Source organism: Ornithinimicrobium sufpigmenti, from assembly GCF_004322775.1.
In the GTDB taxonomy this organism is placed as follows: domain Bacteria; phylum Actinomycetota; class Actinomycetes; order Actinomycetales; family Dermatophilaceae; genus Ornithinicoccus; species Ornithinicoccus sufpigmenti.
Genome location: NZ_CP036403.1, coordinates 3,353,483 through 3,368,693, shown reverse-complemented (window position 1 = coordinate 3,368,693; position 15,211 = coordinate 3,353,483). Strand labels below are relative to the sequence as shown.

The following is a 15,211-nucleotide window of genomic DNA, read 5'->3' as shown; positions in this document are numbered from 1 at the left end:
CTGCCGCCGGTCGGTCGTCCGGGCTGCGCCTTACCGCCGCGAGTCGCCTGATGAGCATGTGCGCCACCCCGCCCGGAGACGGACAAGACCCGGGCACCGGGCTGAGGCTCAACACGCGCGTCGGTGCTCGATGCTAGAACTGCGAGATGGATGTGGATCCCGAGCCGTCGCGGTACCAGGAAATCAGCACCGTAGCTCAGCGGATACTCGCGCTCGGCGAATCCGACCGGTATGAGTTCAAGCGGGACGTTGAAGTCGTGAGTCCGAAGCTGTTGGCAGCGCTCGCGAACTGGGTTGCGCTCGACCCGGCGCGTGATGCCGCGCATCTGGTCATCGGGGTCGAGGAGATCGAGGACAAGACCACGGGCCTCGTTTATGGCAAGCCGTTCGGGCTAGCCAGGGGGCTAGACAAGGCGGTCGCTCGGATCCAGGACATGGCGAGCAAGACACGGCCCATCCCTGTCAACGTGCAAATCGTGGAGGAGGGGGTCTCCACTGATGTGCCGTTCGTGCGGGTGGAGATTCGCCCGGCCATGGCGCCGCACTTTGACGACGAGGGTCGTCGCCAGACGCGCCAAGGTCGGTCGATCCGTGCTCTGACAGACGACGAACTGCTGAGAATCTACCTCGACCGGGAGGCTGGCAGCTTCGCCGTCCGCTTCCGGCAAACCAGTTCGGAACTTCAGTCAGCCGTCGGCGCAGTTGGCAGCCAAGTGGACCAGATCGCCGAGGGAATCGAGGAGAAGATCGCCCAGCCGATTCAGCACCTGTCGGCGACGACTCAGGGGGCGGCTGATGCCGCTGACTCCGCCGCGTCCTCCGCCGATTCTGCCGCGTCCTCCGCGGACTCGGCGGCGTACGAGATAGAGCACGTGCAGCGCCTCGTCCGAGACCTGCAGGAGGTGGTCGTGGAACTCCAGAACGACTCGCTGCAGAACTTGGCGTACCGCGTCATTCGGCTACGCCGAGAGGTCTGGTGGAACTTCACACTGGACACCTGGGAGCACACCTCCGCGCGCGCGGATCAGTTGGAGAGCCGACTGCGCGAATTGCTGACGAGCGAAGTCTCACTCGACGCTGCACGCAACAGTTGGGAGCTGAGGATCTGGCAGGACTTGCTCAAGGACCGGAAGGGTCAGCGTGGTGAGCGGGGAACGCAGAAGTGGTGGAACGCGGCGCTCAAGGAGGTTGTCAGCTTTATGGAGAACCCGGCGTACGCCGGGCCGGAGTTGCCGGAACTACGTGCAGCGCTCAAGGCCGATCTGGATCGCGAGCTGGATGACCCGCAGAGCGTGACGAATCAGTTCAGTCAGCAGTTAGATGGCTCGTAGAGGAGGCAGCGCGGCGGACGGCGTGCTCGTGCCATGAAGCGCCCGGTGTCAGAGGCCTCGCAGCGGCCCATCCCGCGGGTTGGTCTATCCGCGCATCCCATACCACCAACCAACTCCGCCCGGCGGCAGGTCACTGGTCGGCGGCCACCCGGTACTGCGGTGGCCCGGTACTGCGGCGGCCCGAACTACGACCAGATGCGTCATTCCGCCGCGATTGACACACCCCCCGCGCGGCAATCCGCTTGATGGGGGTTGTGCCTTGGCCCCGCCGGCGAGCAACGTCGTGGCGTCTGTAATGACGACGTCGGGAGGCTGTGCTTGGAGAAGCTACCGACGGCCCCGACGCAGGTGTAGCTTGTCGCTGCGAGCGCGGTAGGCGGCGATGACTCGAGCCAGAGCCGGCTCTATCTCGGCCAGGTCGTCAAGCTCCATGCGGTTGCTCTGCAGCGCCCAGTCGAGACGGTTCAGCACGTCAACCCACTCTCGCGTCGACCGAGGGGACCGGGACACTGGCACTTGCACCCGACGCTCCTCGACGACCTTCTCGACTCTCACCACCTCGACCACGCGGTCGACGACTTCGACTGCGGCGAGGCCGGCGTCAGCGGCGCGCCGTTGCTCCCACGCGCGGTGGCGGCAGGAACTGGAGCACCACTTCGGGACGCGCCCGCGGGGAGGAACGGGCACCTCTGCCCGGCACCATCCGCAGACGACCTTCTGCCCTGGTCTGCGAGGCGCTGATGGTGCGTCCCCTACGCTGGGCACATTGCTGGCCGTGGTGTCCATGGGCGTCTCCGGTGAGTCGCTACTACGCGAGTGTTTATCGTGCCAACGATATACCAGGGCCGCGAATGCAAGAGGTGTGTGGGACATGAGCGGGGCGGTTTCGATCAGACTCAGGGTCGCACTCGGTCAGCCTCAGGGATGGTTTGGTCATGCTCAGGCCGGTCGGTCTGCGTGGGGCGTGTTCGGCACGGCTGGTCGGGAGGGGTGAGTCGATGTGGTGCGTCCCTGAGGTCGGGTTCTGCATCTAGGTGTGGCGGGTGCTAGCGTCGGTTTCGGCACTGGCTCACACAGGAATCATCTTCAAGCCAGTGGATGGTCGCCCCCGGAGTCGCTGCGCCTGGGACAACGCTTCGTGGTGGACACTCGGCGTGCTGGGCGACGGAGGTCAGTCGCGCTCCGCGTCGGTTGCGAAGCCCTCGAGCTGCGGCAGCTGCTCCTCTGCCATCGTCTCCTGGAACAGCGTGATCTGGAGGTCGCCGGGCGCGTCGAGCCGCGAGTTCAGCGACTGCCACGGTGTCAGCACCGGCTCGGCGACGACGCGTGCTCCCGCGGACTCCAGACGACGGGTCATCCCCTCGGAGTCGGTGACCTCGAAGGCCAGGCGGATGCGCTGGCTCTCTTGACCGCCGGCTTCGATCTCGTCGATGACCTTCTTGTGGCCGGGGGAGGCGATCTCCAGCGTGGCCCGGCCTGCCTCGAGGATCGACACCCGGTCGTCGCCGCCCTGGGCGTAGGCGATCCGCTCGGGCAGGCCGAGCACGTCGCGGTAGAACCGCACTGCGGCGTCGAAGTCCTCGGCCTCGACAACGACGCGGAGCTGCAGCACAGGCTTGTTCTCGTCCATGGCAGCATCCTCCACCGGCCGGCGAGCCGACGGCAGTCGCCCCGTCACCGGACGTTGTCCCGCTGCGTCTCGAAAGCCCCCGCGCCCAACTTGGGCCTGGACCTACGCAGGAAGCATCCAGAACCGCCGGGAGACTGCATATCCGACTTACTTGTAATCTTTCCTCTCGGCCACCACGACCAGTTCGTGGGGCGATGGGGAGCAGGGGCCCTGTGCCTCGCGACCATCGGCAGGAGCGGACGGGTTGCTTCCCGCCCCTTGGAAGAAGTCAGAGGCCGCCATCCGAGGGAGACAGCGAGGTAGCGCTTCGTCGTAGGGGATGGCGCTTCTGTCGGCCATGACCACTGTCCTATGGTCGTACGTGGATTCGGCGGGAAGTTGACATCGGCGTTTCCTAGGACTGGGATCGTCCGTTAGCCAGTAGGTTCGGTCAGTAACGAAGCCCCCGGAGTGAGAGGTCGGCGATGAAGCACGAGCAACGCCCGCGGCTTCAACAATGACTCCTATCGCGTGGACAGTCATCGACCCAGACACGATCGAGCGGATAATCGCCGTCGGCCTGTGTCGGAGACACAAGCATGCCAGGCGCATCAAGCCCTCCCAGGGCGATGGCGGGTTGGACGTCCTGGTCCCTGTCCCCGGTCAGACGCACCTGCCGCTGCACGTTGAGAACTACCAGGTGAAGAAGTTCGCTGACGAGCTCAACGACTCACGCAAACAACAAATCAAGAAGTCCCTGGCGAGGGCCATCGCGACGCACAACGAGACGACCTTCGACTACAAGATCGCCAAGTGGTACCTGGCTCTACCTATGGACCTGACCCGCGAGCAGGAGAGGTGGCTTCTGGACCTGGCGGATGAGCTTGAGGCGCCGTTCCCCGTCGAGGTCTTCGGGCTGACCGCCGTCGAGGAACTGCTGCTCGACGCGCCCAACGTTCGCGAGTACTACCTCGGCGACGGCATGGAGAGAGTCAGCCAGCTGCTGTCGCAGATGTCCACCCTCGCGGGGCTGCGGAACCTCGTAACTGATCCCCCGAAAGTGGCACCAGCTGACGCCACCGGCTCTCTCGCAGATCTTCATGCCCACATCAACGCCGCAGATCCGCACTTCGAATACAACTACCAGGTGACCACCGGGCTTCCCCCTGTCACGCAGGAGCCTGGCCTCATCGCCAGCGTGATCTCGCACACCGGTCACGGGTCAACCCACGTCACCTGGCACGTCTTCGCCAAATACGACGCCGCTCTGGAGGACCGACCAATCCCTGGGAGCTACACGGTTTACCCAGACCGTATGAGCCCGGAGCAGCGCACAGCCTGGGAACGGTGGCGCAAGTACGGCACACCTGTCGTCCTGGGAGGCGACGCCGTTGCAGAGGTCACCCTGGACCTGCCTGGTGGCCTTGCCCCCCCAGGCGGCGGAAACGAAAGCGTGTTGAAACTCGGCCCGGCGTTCGGGTATTTCGAAGACGAGCCGACGACGCCCGTCTTGTGGGTCATCGAGGACCCCAATGGCGTGAGGCTGGCGGAGAGGACGTTCAACTTCCGCCTCGCTGCACGCGGCCATGAAGGCGGCGAGCACCGTCAGGGCGGCGACACGGACGGATACATCACCGCCGACATGTACATACAGATGACGAGTGCGGCAGGGGGCACGATGGAAGGTGGTCTAAGTCTGCGCAGCGAGCGTTGGGTCGGCGAGCCCGTTCAACGCGTCCTACCCGCGCTTCGCTTTTGCGCCGCTTGGGGCAACGGAAATCATCTCAAAATGCAAGACGAGTTCCGGCTCGGCGACCCGGTGTTCGTCAGAACCCTGCATGGCGACCCCCCTGTCCCAGCGGTCGTCGTGTCGGTCGTCGAGGATCTCGTCCGGATCAGCGCGGCGACCAGGCGTCCGATCGAGTTGCCCGAGGATTTAAGTACGATCGCTGGCCGAGGCGGCTCCAGCCTCCGCACCATTGCAGACGTCGTGTCCGGGCTCGAAGTCGGTGTCCGGGTCGACGAGGTCGTCCTGTGGTACGAGGACCACCCTGAGGCATACGCGGATCTAACGCAAAGAGCCTCGTCGGGGTCTCTCCAGGTGCCGTGGTCCGTCCCGTTCCCGCCCTTCGGTGAGGACTTCGAGTTCACGTTCCTCCTCGAGATCCACGGAGCCGTGACTCTAGAGCCGCAGCCGCCAAGTGAGGGTCAGCCGGCGACTAGAAAGGCGGCCCGCGTGATCTTGACCGATACAACCCTCGGGCGCCTACGGCTCCATACGGACCATGACCAGCAGCCGGAGCGGAGAGGTTAGCTCAGCCAGCGACGCGGCACCTTGCGCGGTACGGCCGAAGATCATGTCCCCGCCCTCGCCGTGTCTCGGCCGACAACCCGAGACTCTCCTCCCAACGTCGCAGAGCCGGCTCAGGGGTGATCTGGACTTGGCGGCTCGGGACACGTCACATACAAACGGGCCGGGCGGCTGCCACCGCTCACATCGCCCGGTCCACGCTACGAGCGGCATGAGCGGATGCGGGACGAACTCCAGGTCCACAGTGATTTGCCCGCTGTGTGGGGGCACACCCACGTCCCGGCCGGTGGCTAAGGCTCTGACGGTTGCGTCACCCGCAGAGATGAGCCTGGGTGGTTGAGAGTCGATGGTTGTCCGAACGGTCCCATAGGCTTTGAGCATGTCTGAAGCGGGCGCAAGCGCATACGCGACTGGTGGAGGAGGCGTCTCTCTAGAGCACCAGTACGCGGCCATGCTGTTGGCGCGGATGCTAGTCGGTGCACCGTGTTCCGAGATAGGCGATCGGGTCGAAGTCTCGAGCGTGCGACTGCAAGCGGGCAACGTCAGTCCTGTCGACGACATTGTTCTGGAAGGCAAGTCAGTCGATGGTGCTATCCACCGTGCATCCATTGGGGTGCGCCGCGATCCGCGGCTGAGCTCAAGCGATTCGGCATCTGTTCCGCTCATCAGAGCGTTCCTACAGGTCGTGACCGAGAACTGGGGCGAGGTCGCGGCCGGCCGCTGGACTCTGACACTTGCGGTTGCCGTCGCTCGCCAGGCGTTTCAGCAAGTGGACTCGCTCGCAGTGATTGCCCGCTCGGTCGATAGCGCTCAAGCATTCGCTGCGGCAGTCGCACGGCCAGGAGCTGCCAATACCAGGACGGTAGAGCGGCTTGGCCATCTCAGAAACCTAGTTGAGGCCGCAGCAGAGGGCGACGAAGAACTCGGCTCCGTAGGTGTGGATGTCTTGCTGTGGCGATTGCTTTCGAGCCTTCGAGTCCGCATGCTCCGCCTGGAGGGGACTGACACAGCAGATCGAAGTACCGCCGTTGCGCTGCTGCAACCCGCGGTGAAAGGCGCCACAACTGCCGAGGCTGACACGGTCTTTTCACGTCTTTCCGAGCTCGCGAACGAGTACGCCGCAGCCGGCGCTGTGGTGACGGGCGGAATGCTTCGACGCCGGCTAAGCACCCATCCTCTGAAGAGGTTCGGTCCACACGAGGGAGCGTGGGAAGTCCTGGACCGTCTGGGTGACTTGCTGAGGCAGCAGACTGGATCGACGATCTCCTCGAGCCAAGAATCGGTTCACCTCGCCCGAGAGGACGCAGCGGACTCTCTTCGCGCGGCGTTGGAGGCAGCAGGTTCGACGGCCAGCGCGCTGGTCGTCACAGGTGAACCTGATGTTGGCAAGTCGGCTCTCGTGCTGGCCACGTGCGCGGCTCTGGAACAGAATGGTGCCGCCATAGTCAGACTGAGCCTCCGCGATGTCCGTGGGACAGTCTTGGAGCTTGAACACCTCCTAGGTGGAGTGACCTTGCCGCAGCTCTTCGCTGGAGCTGAGCCGGCGGTAGCCCGGCTCCTCGTGTTGGATGGCTGCGAAGCGGTGCTCGAGGGCCAAGACGCACTGTTCGTCGAGCTATCCAGAGCTGCACTGCGTCAGGGCTTGGGTGTTGTGGCTGTAACCAGGAGCGACGGTGCACGGTTTGTTGAGAAAGCGATCAGGGCTGCCCTAACAGGGCTGGATTCGACCCCGGGCGTCGAGGTTCACGCGGTTGACGAACTGGAACCCAGGGAGCGAGAGGAACTCGCGGCGATCATTCCACAGCTGGGCCGGGTGCTGTCAGACCCCAAGGCCAGCTGGCTTCTCGGTCGTCCCGGGCTGGTTGATGCAATCCTCCGATCTGGCCGCCCGCTCAACCCGGCCGAACTCCTCTGCGAGGCGGACGTCTTTGCAGCCGTCTGGAACGGCCTGATACTTCGCGACGGGGCGCATCCTGCTGGCTTCGCCACGCCGGAAGAGCGCGAGGCGGCCGCCCTCAGCGTGGCGCGCCGTCGACTTGGCTTCCAAGAAGAGGCTCCACCTGCCAGCCCAGCCGTTCGCGAGCTTCGGTCGGATGGTGTTCTCCGCGCCGAAACGAACGCAGCCTTCTCCCAGGGGCCTGATTTTTCGACCGACCTCTACCGAGATTTCGCCCTGTGCAAGCTGTTCCTGTTCTCTGGGTGGGATCCACTGACCGCGCAATCATCGCCCCGTTGGACGATTCGTTCGGTTCGACTCGCCTGTCAGGCGCGGCTTGGACATCCGAGCGGGCGTACGCGGCTCGATCTATGGCAGGAACTTGTCGACGAGTTCCAAGGCATCGCCGAGGGCGACGGCGTGAGATGGGCGGAGATCCCTGTCGAGGCGCTCATGACCCTCGGAAACGCACGAGACAGCATCGCCGAACTCTGGGACGTACTGGTCGCTGGTGACGGCCTCAACACCCTCTTGCGACTTGCTGCCAGTAGATACGTTCGATTCGACTTCGGAGACCAATTTGCGCTGGCTCCGATCGTGGAGGTTGCCTTCTGCGAAGGCCGAGACCTGGGCCAAACTCCTCGCGGACAGAGGAAGTCGCCCCGAGAACGGGTCCAAGAGCTTGTGCTTGCCTGGTTGCGAGGGATGGCACGGGCGGAGCGAGACCCCGACCCTCTTCGTCAACGCGTGCGCGACACCATCCTTGAACAAGACCATCCGCTCTACGACAACTTCGCGATCGAAGCACTGGCCAGCCTTGGCCGAGACCTCGACGACGCCGCGGTCACCTGGCTGCGCAGGGTTGCTGAAGAACGGCCAGACTCGCTCCACAACGTCCCCGAATCGCCGGCAGTCGTTCTTGCCCTCTCAGCCGTGAACCCTGATCTACTCCTTGAACTGTCAGAGGCCTACTACATCGAAAAGCCCGACGACGACGATGACGACGTCGGATGGGGTGGTGCACGAGGTCGCAGACACCTCGACGACGGCATTCGTGACTACCGGCATGGCGACGGATTGGGCTTAGGTGCGCCCGGTGCTGCTTGGTACTACGGGCCGTTCTACCGGCTGCTGAGACTAACTCCCGTCGCCACAATCGAATTCATCAACCGCATGCTCGACCAGGCAGCCTTCTACCGCGTAACCGACGAGTCACAGCCACTGACCGACCACATTTCGTGGAGCGAGTACGAGGGCGCGACCCTTGAACTCAGCGATCGAATCGGTCCCCAGCACTACGTTGGCGACGCTCATGTCTGGAGTTGGTACAGAGGAACCAGCGTGGGCCCATACGCCTGCATGAGCGCCCTGCTGGCACTCGAGAGATACATCGACGCGCTGCACAGTGAAGCAGGAGTTCCGCTCAACGCCATCGTCGAACTGCTCCTCAAGGACTGTCACAACCTTGCGATCCCAGGGCTGCTGTGCGGTTTTCTCACCAGACGCCTCGACGAAGCCGGGGACCTTCTCGACCCGTTCCTCAGCGATGTGACCGTCTGGCACCTCGAGATCGGGCGTGTGACGACAGAAGGTGCTTTCAGCGTGCGTGATCGCGAAGCCGACACCTTGGTGGGTCAGGACAAGCGCCGGTACTCACCGCACGCCACCGTTGGTTGGATGGTCGTGAATGCCCGAGTTTCCGGCAACGAGAGCCGCCTCGCCGAGCTCGAATCTGTAGGCGAGCGCCTCCTGGCTTCAGCTCGCAAGTACATAAAGGCTGGACGAGAGCATGATCCCGTCGAGGACGAGCCAGGGGGTGTACAAGCGTTCAGTACAGAAGGCGCAGAACAGTACTTGGCCATGGTGAGTAGTTGGGCTGCCGAGTTCCGTGCCGGAAACTACGAAGCCTCGATCGCCGACGACGGGGTCGTCATCCAGTTCGAGCGCCCAGCAGAGCTGAACGAGGTACTGGCCCAGGGCAACGCTCAAATGGACGCGGTCTCTATCCTGCTGCGTCTTCAGGTCAACTACGCCTTGAAGAACGAAACACCCGAACAGTGGCCAGTGACAACACTTGCCGACGACATCGCTGAGGCACGCCGGCTCAGTTACGAAGGCCCGTCATCGATGCTGGACAGACCAGAGAATCCGCTCGTCGCGGTCGCTGCAGCAGCCGTCAGGGCACATGGGACCGGCCTCGCTGACCTGCCTGCCGACGACCTGCACTGGGCCGCAGACTTGGTCCTGACAGGCGCAGAGGATCCCTGGGGCGACGGTGCCAGTTCTTCATCGAGTCTCTTCTCAATCGGCGCTGATCGAGCCGCTGCCATCGCGGTACCGCTCCTGCTACTCCCTGCCTTCGACTCCTCGGCCCTGGACGCCGACCGAGTCCGGCTGGCACTCGTCGCATTATCGACGAGTGTGTACGACGAGGTCCGTACCGCGCTCGCCAAGGGGTCAGTTCCTGTCTGGCATGCACCTTGCAAAGCACAAGACGGGCGCTGCCAGCGACACGAACCGCTCTGGGAGGCGTTGGAGGCCTGCCTGGCAACCAGCCGCCTCGGGCCCTGGCAATACGAAACACAACGCCGCCAGTCGGTCATTCTCGAAGGTCCATTCGCCCGAACACTGGGCGACGTTCCCAGCGGCGAGATACTCGTAAACCGCATCCGACTACCCGTCGTCGCGACCCACGCAGCTCGTACCGCGCCATGCACGTCGAGCAGGGCGACGGAGCTTAGCGATCCTTTGTGGGACGCCCACCTTCGCGGGCTCGACCACGCCTGGCGAAGGAACTATGACCACCTCGGCGAGCGACATCACGAATTGGTGGCCCGACTCTTCATCTCGCTCGCTACTGAAGGCGAACGCGACGCCCTCGACAAGCACCTCAGGACCTTTGCCTCCAACGCGCACGCCCTGCATTCGTTCCTGCACAGCTTCGCGACTGTGTTCAGTTACGACGCCGACCTGCGACCACTTCTCGCAGGCTTCTGGTCACCGATGCTCACAACCGTTTTGGACGAGCTTGATGCGGGCGCCAGCCTCATCAATGGCTCGACATCTTGGTACGGCTACGCCATTTCCGCCCTCCTCCCGACACCCCAAATCCGATCAGAGGACATGGACCCAGATGCCACGCTGAACAGCTGCAGGAGTTCATGGGCGCCTCCAGAAGCATTTGACGCCAATATCAACAGGTGGCTCAGCCTCGCGCAAGGCGAGCCGAAGGCAGCCGAGGCAGTAGCGCAGTTCGCGAGAACCGCATCACTGGAATGGCAGGCGGCTACCGGTCTCGACTGGCTCGAGACTGTGCTTGACGGCCGGTTCAGCGCCTTCGCCAACCGGACATGGTTTGTCACGAACTGGCTGAGAGAACTCAGATCGGCCAGCGCGGTCGAGGGTCCGGCCATCGCTCGGTACCGCAGAATCGTCGATGGCCTTGCCGCGTCCGGTGATTCCGCCGCAGTCGCCCTGCAACAACTAGAAGAGTGACCGCATGAGCCCATCGGGCCGTCACGTTACCAGCGCAGGCGCGATATACAGACCACTTGAACAGCACAGCACGCTGCCCTTAGAGGGCGACTCGGCCATTTCACGAGGACCTGTATCACACGATGCTCGCGTCAATCTGGGCGCAAACCGCACCTTCTGCATGTCTGACTGGGTCGTCACGTCGGATTGTTATATAGGGTCCGCTCATCTGCGGAGTCGCGATGTCACGCACCTCGGCGCGAGGGCGCTGTCACGCACGTAGTGGGTGCTGCGGCGGACAGCATCTGCGTCGGCGGTGAGCAGTGGCGTCGTGGCGTCCATGAGATGAGAGGTCCCGCAGTATGCTTGACGCCTCGGAAGGGCCCGTGCTGGGCGTGGACGCACCCGGTCCTGAGCTTCGAACCGATGGAGGTCGCTCAAGGCATGTCGCGGGCCACTCAAGACGCAGAGCAGGCGCCCATCCGGTTCACGGCCGAGCTGTCTGCCATCGACGGGATCACGTTGGTGACCTTGCCAACCTCTGCGAGCGAGGAACTGCCGTCGCGCGGGCAGGTCGCGGTGCGGGGAACCCTTGATGGGCATCCGTTCGCGACCGTCGTAGAGCCGGACGGACGCCGGGGTCACTGGATCCGCCTGGACCAGGCGTTGCCCGACAACGCCGGGATCGGCCTCGGGGACACCGCCGACCTGACGCTGGAGGTCGTGCCCGACTGGCCAGAGCCTGACGTGCCTCCGGACTTGAGGGCTGCCCTGGACGAGGCCCCCGCACGGATCCGAGAGTTGTGGCAGGACTTCACGCCGATGGCCCGGTGGGAGTGGGTCCGCTGGGTCCGGGCGACGAGAAACCCCGCGACACGGCAGCGCCGAGTGGAGGCCAGCGTCTCGAAGATGGACGACGGGAAGCGGCGGCCGTGCTGCTTCGACCTGTCATCGTGCACTGACCCCGCCCTTGCCAGGAGCGGCAGACTGCGCGATCCGTCCTAGTACGCGACTGGCCCCGTGTGGGCGCCATACGGTCAGAATCCGACTCGGGTGGCCATCACTGATGCACGTATGTTGCACGGATCCCGCGAAAAGTCCCTGTCTCATGCAATCTTCGCAGGTCAGCGGGTTCTGCCCGGATGTCTTGTAAACAGGTGGTTGAGCGTTTCGAGTCCCCTTCGCCAGCTCCAGAGCGTGGCGTCGAGATCGACAGACCCGAGGATCTAGGAAGGTTGTGTCGCTCGGCTTGGCTGCTGCCGATTTGCGAGTTCTGCGGCAAGCCTGCGCATAGCGATCAGACCCACCATGGGGCCGAGCGCCAGCAGGGTGAAGGTCCAGCCCCACCCGACCCGCGCGTAGAGGAGTGGTGTCAGCCAAACCACGGGGATCGTGACGATGTACCCCAAAGCCATCTGCAACGTGAGCGTGCTGCCGACGTATCGCTGGTCGGCGACTTGCGTCACCAACGCCGAGTACTGCGGAGAATCGGGAATGATCGAGAATCCCCAGATGAGGCCGATCGCGATGACGAGCCACACTGGCCCGTCTGCAAGCCAGCCGATGACGAGCGCGCACGAGCCGGAGACCCACATGGACAGAGAGGCGACCCAGGCGCTCCCACGCTTCTCAGCCAGCCAGCCACCCAGTAAGCAGCCCAAGGCGCCAATGCCGATGACCAGGAAGGTGACCAGGCTGGCGCTACGGCTGGCCGGCTGACCGCTGTCCGAGGTCAGGATCGTGCCGATGAAGAGGCCGAACCACGACCACATGGCGTAGAGCTCCCACATGTGCCCGAAGTAGCCAATAGAGGTCAGGAGCACAGGCCGCGAGGAGAACGCCTTGCGGGCCTGAGAGAAGCTGAACTGGGCCTCCGGGAAGGGGTACGGCCCATCCTTGGCGACGAGAGCAGCCACGAGACACGCCAGAAGGCTCAATGTACTGGTGCCGACCACCACGAAAGTCCAGCTCAGCCCGCCGGCAGTGGCCACGAGATGAGGGGAAGCGGACCCGAGCGTCAGGGCCCCTAGCATGACGCCGATGGCAAGCGCTCGGGAAGTCCTGAACCAGGTCGCGATTGCCTTCGTGGCGGGCGGGTAGACCGCCGCGAGGCAGGCGCCCGTCAGCACGCGGATGGCGATCACCTGCCAGCCCTCGGTCGCGACCAGCAGGAGCAGGTTGACAAACCCGGCCGCCGCAGCACCCAGAGCCAGGAGCTGTCTGGGTCCAATACGGTCTGCAAGGCTGCTAATGGCCAGCGTGAGTGCTCCGAGGACGAAGCCGACCTGCACGCCGAGAGTTAGCCACGCTGTTTGCGACCCAGTGAGGGAGAACTCCGCCACAAGCTGTGGCACGACGGCACCCGCCGAGAACCACGTGGCCATGCCCAGAAGCATGGCCGTAGCCAGCGAGGCGAGCGCCCACCCGGCTCCCGGGGGGCGCCCGCCAGCCTCAGACACGGTCACTCATCCAAGAGCCGCGGTATACGTCACTGCTTCGCCCTCGACGCACACCTCACCTTCGGCGTTCACGACCTCCGTGCGGAGGTGGCAGATCGGCTTGTCGTCACGGACCTTTTCGACAGTGACTCTGGCCGTCATCGTCTCGCCGAAATACGTAGGACGGCGGAACGACCAGGACACGGACAGGAAAACCGTCCCGGGGCCGGGCAACTGCTCTGCGACTACAGCGTTAAGCAGTCCGGTCGTCACGCCGCCCTGAGTGATGAGGCCTCCGAAGGTCGAGGCCTTGGCGGCTTCCTCGTCGACGTGCAGTGGGTTGCGGTCGCCGCTGATCTCGCTGAAAAGCTCTACATCGCGCGGGCCGAATGTGCGGCTGACGCTGGCCGTAGCGCCGATCTGCGGCTGGCCGAACCGCGTGCCGGCCCAGCCCTTCTGAGCGGTTGCTTGGTTTGTCATGGTGACTCCTTCTCGTCTTCGTTTCAGTGTGCGTTGACGTTCTCGATCAGGACCGCTGAGCCCTGACCACCTCCGCCGCACATGCTGGCGACTGCGTACCTGCCTCCGCGGCGGCGCAGTTCGTGGGCGGCGGTGAGGACTAGGCGGAAACCGGTACCACCGAGCGGGTGACCAAGAGCAATGGCACCTCCATTGACGTTCACCACGTCAAGCGGTACCGACAACTGACGCCGGCTGGCCTCGACGACGCCCGCAAATGCTTCGTTGACCTCGATGAGGGACAGGTCGGCGACGCTCAGGTCTGCACGATGGAGCACCTCTTCGATGGCAGCAGCCGGCTTGAGGTGCAGGCTTGCGTCGGGTCCGGCGACCTCGGCGTATCCGCGGACGAGGGCCAACGGCTCGACGCCCCACTCCTCGGCGACCGAGTGGCCGACGATGGCTCCGACCGATGCGCCGTCAGTCATCTGCGAGGCGTTGCCAGCGGTGATCGTTCCCGCTCGATCGAAGACTGTGCGCAGCCGAGCCAACGACTCAAGGCTCGTCTCGTCGCGGATGCCCTCGTCGTGCATCACCTCTGCGCCGTCCACGGTGATTGGGACGATCTCGTCGCCGAATACGCCGGAGTCTCGCGCCGCCCGGGCTCGCTGATGGCTGTGCAGTGCGATCTCGTCTTGGACATCCCGGTCGATCCCGAGGTCGTGGTTGACCCTGTCGGAGAGGACCCCCATGGACTCGTCGTCCAGGGAACACCACAAGCCATCCTTTGACAAGGTGTCGACGAGGCCGACGGAGGCCATCGACGCGCCGTTGCGCAAGAGACCCGCGTGGGGCGCCTGACTCATGGAGTCCATTCCCCCCACGAGGTACGAACGCCCTTCGCCGAGGCGGATGCGTCGCGTGGCGTCCGCCATGGCAGTCATCCCACCGAGGCAAACATTGTTGAGCGTCAAAGCGGGAACGCTCATCGAGACACCCCCGTCCACGGCGGCCTGGCGTGCTGGGTTTTGTCCCAGCCCGCCCTGCACGACCTGGGCGAGTATGACCCCGTCGCAGTGGGCCATCTGAGGCAGGCGGTCGAGCAGCGCGGTCACCGCGTGGGCCCCGAGTTGCCGAGAGCTCAGCGTGCGCAGGCCTTTCAGGTAGCGGCCGAACGGAGTACGGACCCCGTCGAGAAGGACCGGCACATCAGGGCCGTTGGGGCGGTTCATGACTTCTCCTTCACCGTGAAGAACGGGAGCTGGGTGTCGCCCTGGGTGTGCCAGGACAGGGCCACGCGGGACCCCACAAGGGGTCCTCGCCCATCGGTCTGGACGATGCGCGTCAGCATGCGGAAGCCTTCGTCCAAGTCCACGAGGGCCAGGGTGTAGGGAGTGAGCTCAGCGAAGGCAGGATGGCCCGGGCGGTGAACGGCGGCGAAGGACGCGAGCGCGCCCTGTCCGTCACTCTCCCGCCATTCCAGATCACGTGCCCAGCACCGCGGGCAGTGCCCGCGCGGCGGGAAGACCGCGCACTCGCAGGCGGTGCACCGCTGAAACATCAGCCGTGCCTCGGAGACTCCCCGCCAGAACGGCTCGCTTTGTGGCGTGACCGTCAGGCCAGGGAAGGGAGGTGTAGTCATGTTCGTCTCCT

Annotated in this window: 9 protein-coding genes; 4 read left to right on the top strand and 5 right to left on the bottom strand. The window is 64.5% G+C overall.

Annotation, left to right across the window (positions count from 1 at the left end):
• Nucleotides 1-146: 146 nt before the first annotated feature.
• The gene (locus tag ESZ52_RS15435; protein WP_131105711.1) at nt 147-1,331 is read left to right on the top strand and encodes an AlbA family DNA-binding domain-containing protein; all 1,185 of its coding nucleotides are present in this window, start codon (nt 147-149) and stop codon (nt 1,329-1,331) included.
• Between the two features lie 1,171 nt (nt 1,332-2,502).
• On the opposite strand, the gene ESZ52_RS15430 is transcribed toward ESZ52_RS15435, so the two are convergent.
• Nucleotides 2,503-2,961, bottom strand: a complete 459-nt coding sequence (locus ESZ52_RS15430) for a VOC family protein (protein ID WP_131105710.1) — start codon at nt 2,959-2,961, stop codon at nt 2,503-2,505.
• 496 nt (nt 2,962-3,457) lie between these two features.
• On the opposite strand from ESZ52_RS15430, the gene ESZ52_RS15425 reads away from it, so the two are divergent.
• The 3 genes from ESZ52_RS15425 (at nt 3,458) to ESZ52_RS15415 (ending at nt 11,666) form a co-directional block, all read left to right on the top strand.
• Complete coding sequence (locus ESZ52_RS15425) at nt 3,458-5,254, top strand: hypothetical protein (protein WP_131105709.1); 1,797 nt, start codon at nt 3,458-3,460, stop codon at nt 5,252-5,254.
• A 376-nt stretch (nt 5,255-5,630) separates the two neighbouring features.
• Entirely contained in the window at nt 5,631-10,682 is a 5,052-nt protein-coding gene (locus ESZ52_RS15420) for an ATP-binding protein (RefSeq protein ID WP_131105708.1), read from the top strand.
• 405 nt (nt 10,683-11,087) lie between these two features.
• Nucleotides 11,088-11,666, top strand: a complete 579-nt coding sequence (locus ESZ52_RS15415) for a YdeI/OmpD-associated family protein (RefSeq protein ID WP_238154649.1) — start codon at nt 11,088-11,090, stop codon at nt 11,664-11,666.
• Between the two features lie 221 nt (nt 11,667-11,887).
• On the opposite strand, the gene ESZ52_RS15410 is transcribed toward ESZ52_RS15415, so the two are convergent.
• The 4 genes from ESZ52_RS15410 to ESZ52_RS15395 form a co-directional block, all read right to left on the bottom strand.
• The gene (locus ESZ52_RS15410) at nt 11,888-13,057 is read right to left on the bottom strand and encodes an MFS transporter (RefSeq protein WP_131106681.1); all 1,170 of its coding nucleotides are present in this window, start codon (nt 13,055-13,057) and stop codon (nt 11,888-11,890) included.
• A 69-nt stretch (nt 13,058-13,126) separates the two neighbouring features.
• The gene (locus ESZ52_RS15405) at nt 13,127-13,579 is read right to left on the bottom strand and encodes a MaoC family dehydratase (protein ID WP_131105707.1); all 453 of its coding nucleotides are present in this window, start codon (nt 13,577-13,579) and stop codon (nt 13,127-13,129) included.
• A 23-nt stretch (nt 13,580-13,602) separates the two neighbouring features.
• Complete coding sequence (locus ESZ52_RS15400; RefSeq protein ID WP_131105706.1) at nt 13,603-14,790, bottom strand: acetyl-CoA C-acyltransferase; 1,188 nt, start codon at nt 14,788-14,790, stop codon at nt 13,603-13,605.
• Nucleotides 14,787-15,200, bottom strand: a complete 414-nt coding sequence (locus ESZ52_RS15395; protein ID WP_181010051.1) for a Zn-ribbon domain-containing OB-fold protein — start codon at nt 15,198-15,200, stop codon at nt 14,787-14,789. The genes ESZ52_RS15400 and ESZ52_RS15395 overlap by 4 nt, the downstream gene beginning before the upstream one ends.
• Between the last annotated feature and the right edge of the window lie 11 nt (nt 15,201-15,211).

Coding starts and splice junctions, on each gene's coding strand:
- ESZ52_RS15425 (WP_131105709.1), top strand. CDS start 3,458: ATGACTCCTATCGCGTGGACAGTCATCGACCCAGACACGATCGAGCGG.
- ESZ52_RS15415 (WP_238154649.1), top strand. CDS start 11,088: ATGGAGGTCGCTCAAGGCATGTCGCGGGCCACTCAAGACGCAGAGCAG.
- ESZ52_RS15410 (WP_131106681.1), bottom strand. CDS start 13,057: ATGCTTCTGGGCATGGCCACGTGGTTCTCGGCGGGTGCCGTCGTGCCA.
- ESZ52_RS15420 (WP_131105708.1), top strand. CDS start 5,631: ATGTCTGAAGCGGGCGCAAGCGCATACGCGACTGGTGGAGGAGGCGTC.
- ESZ52_RS15430 (WP_131105710.1), bottom strand. CDS start 2,961: ATGGACGAGAACAAGCCTGTGCTGCAGCTCCGCGTCGTTGTCGAGGCC.
- ESZ52_RS15435 (WP_131105711.1), top strand. CDS start 147: ATGGATGTGGATCCCGAGCCGTCGCGGTACCAGGAAATCAGCACCGTA.
- ESZ52_RS15400 (WP_131105706.1), bottom strand. CDS start 14,790: ATGAACCGCCCCAACGGCCCTGATGTGCCGGTCCTTCTCGACGGGGTC.
- ESZ52_RS15405 (WP_131105707.1), bottom strand. CDS start 13,579: ATGACAAACCAAGCAACCGCTCAGAAGGGCTGGGCCGGCACGCGGTTC.
- ESZ52_RS15395 (WP_181010051.1), bottom strand. CDS start 15,200: ATGACTACACCTCCCTTCCCTGGCCTGACGGTCACGCCACAAAGCGAG.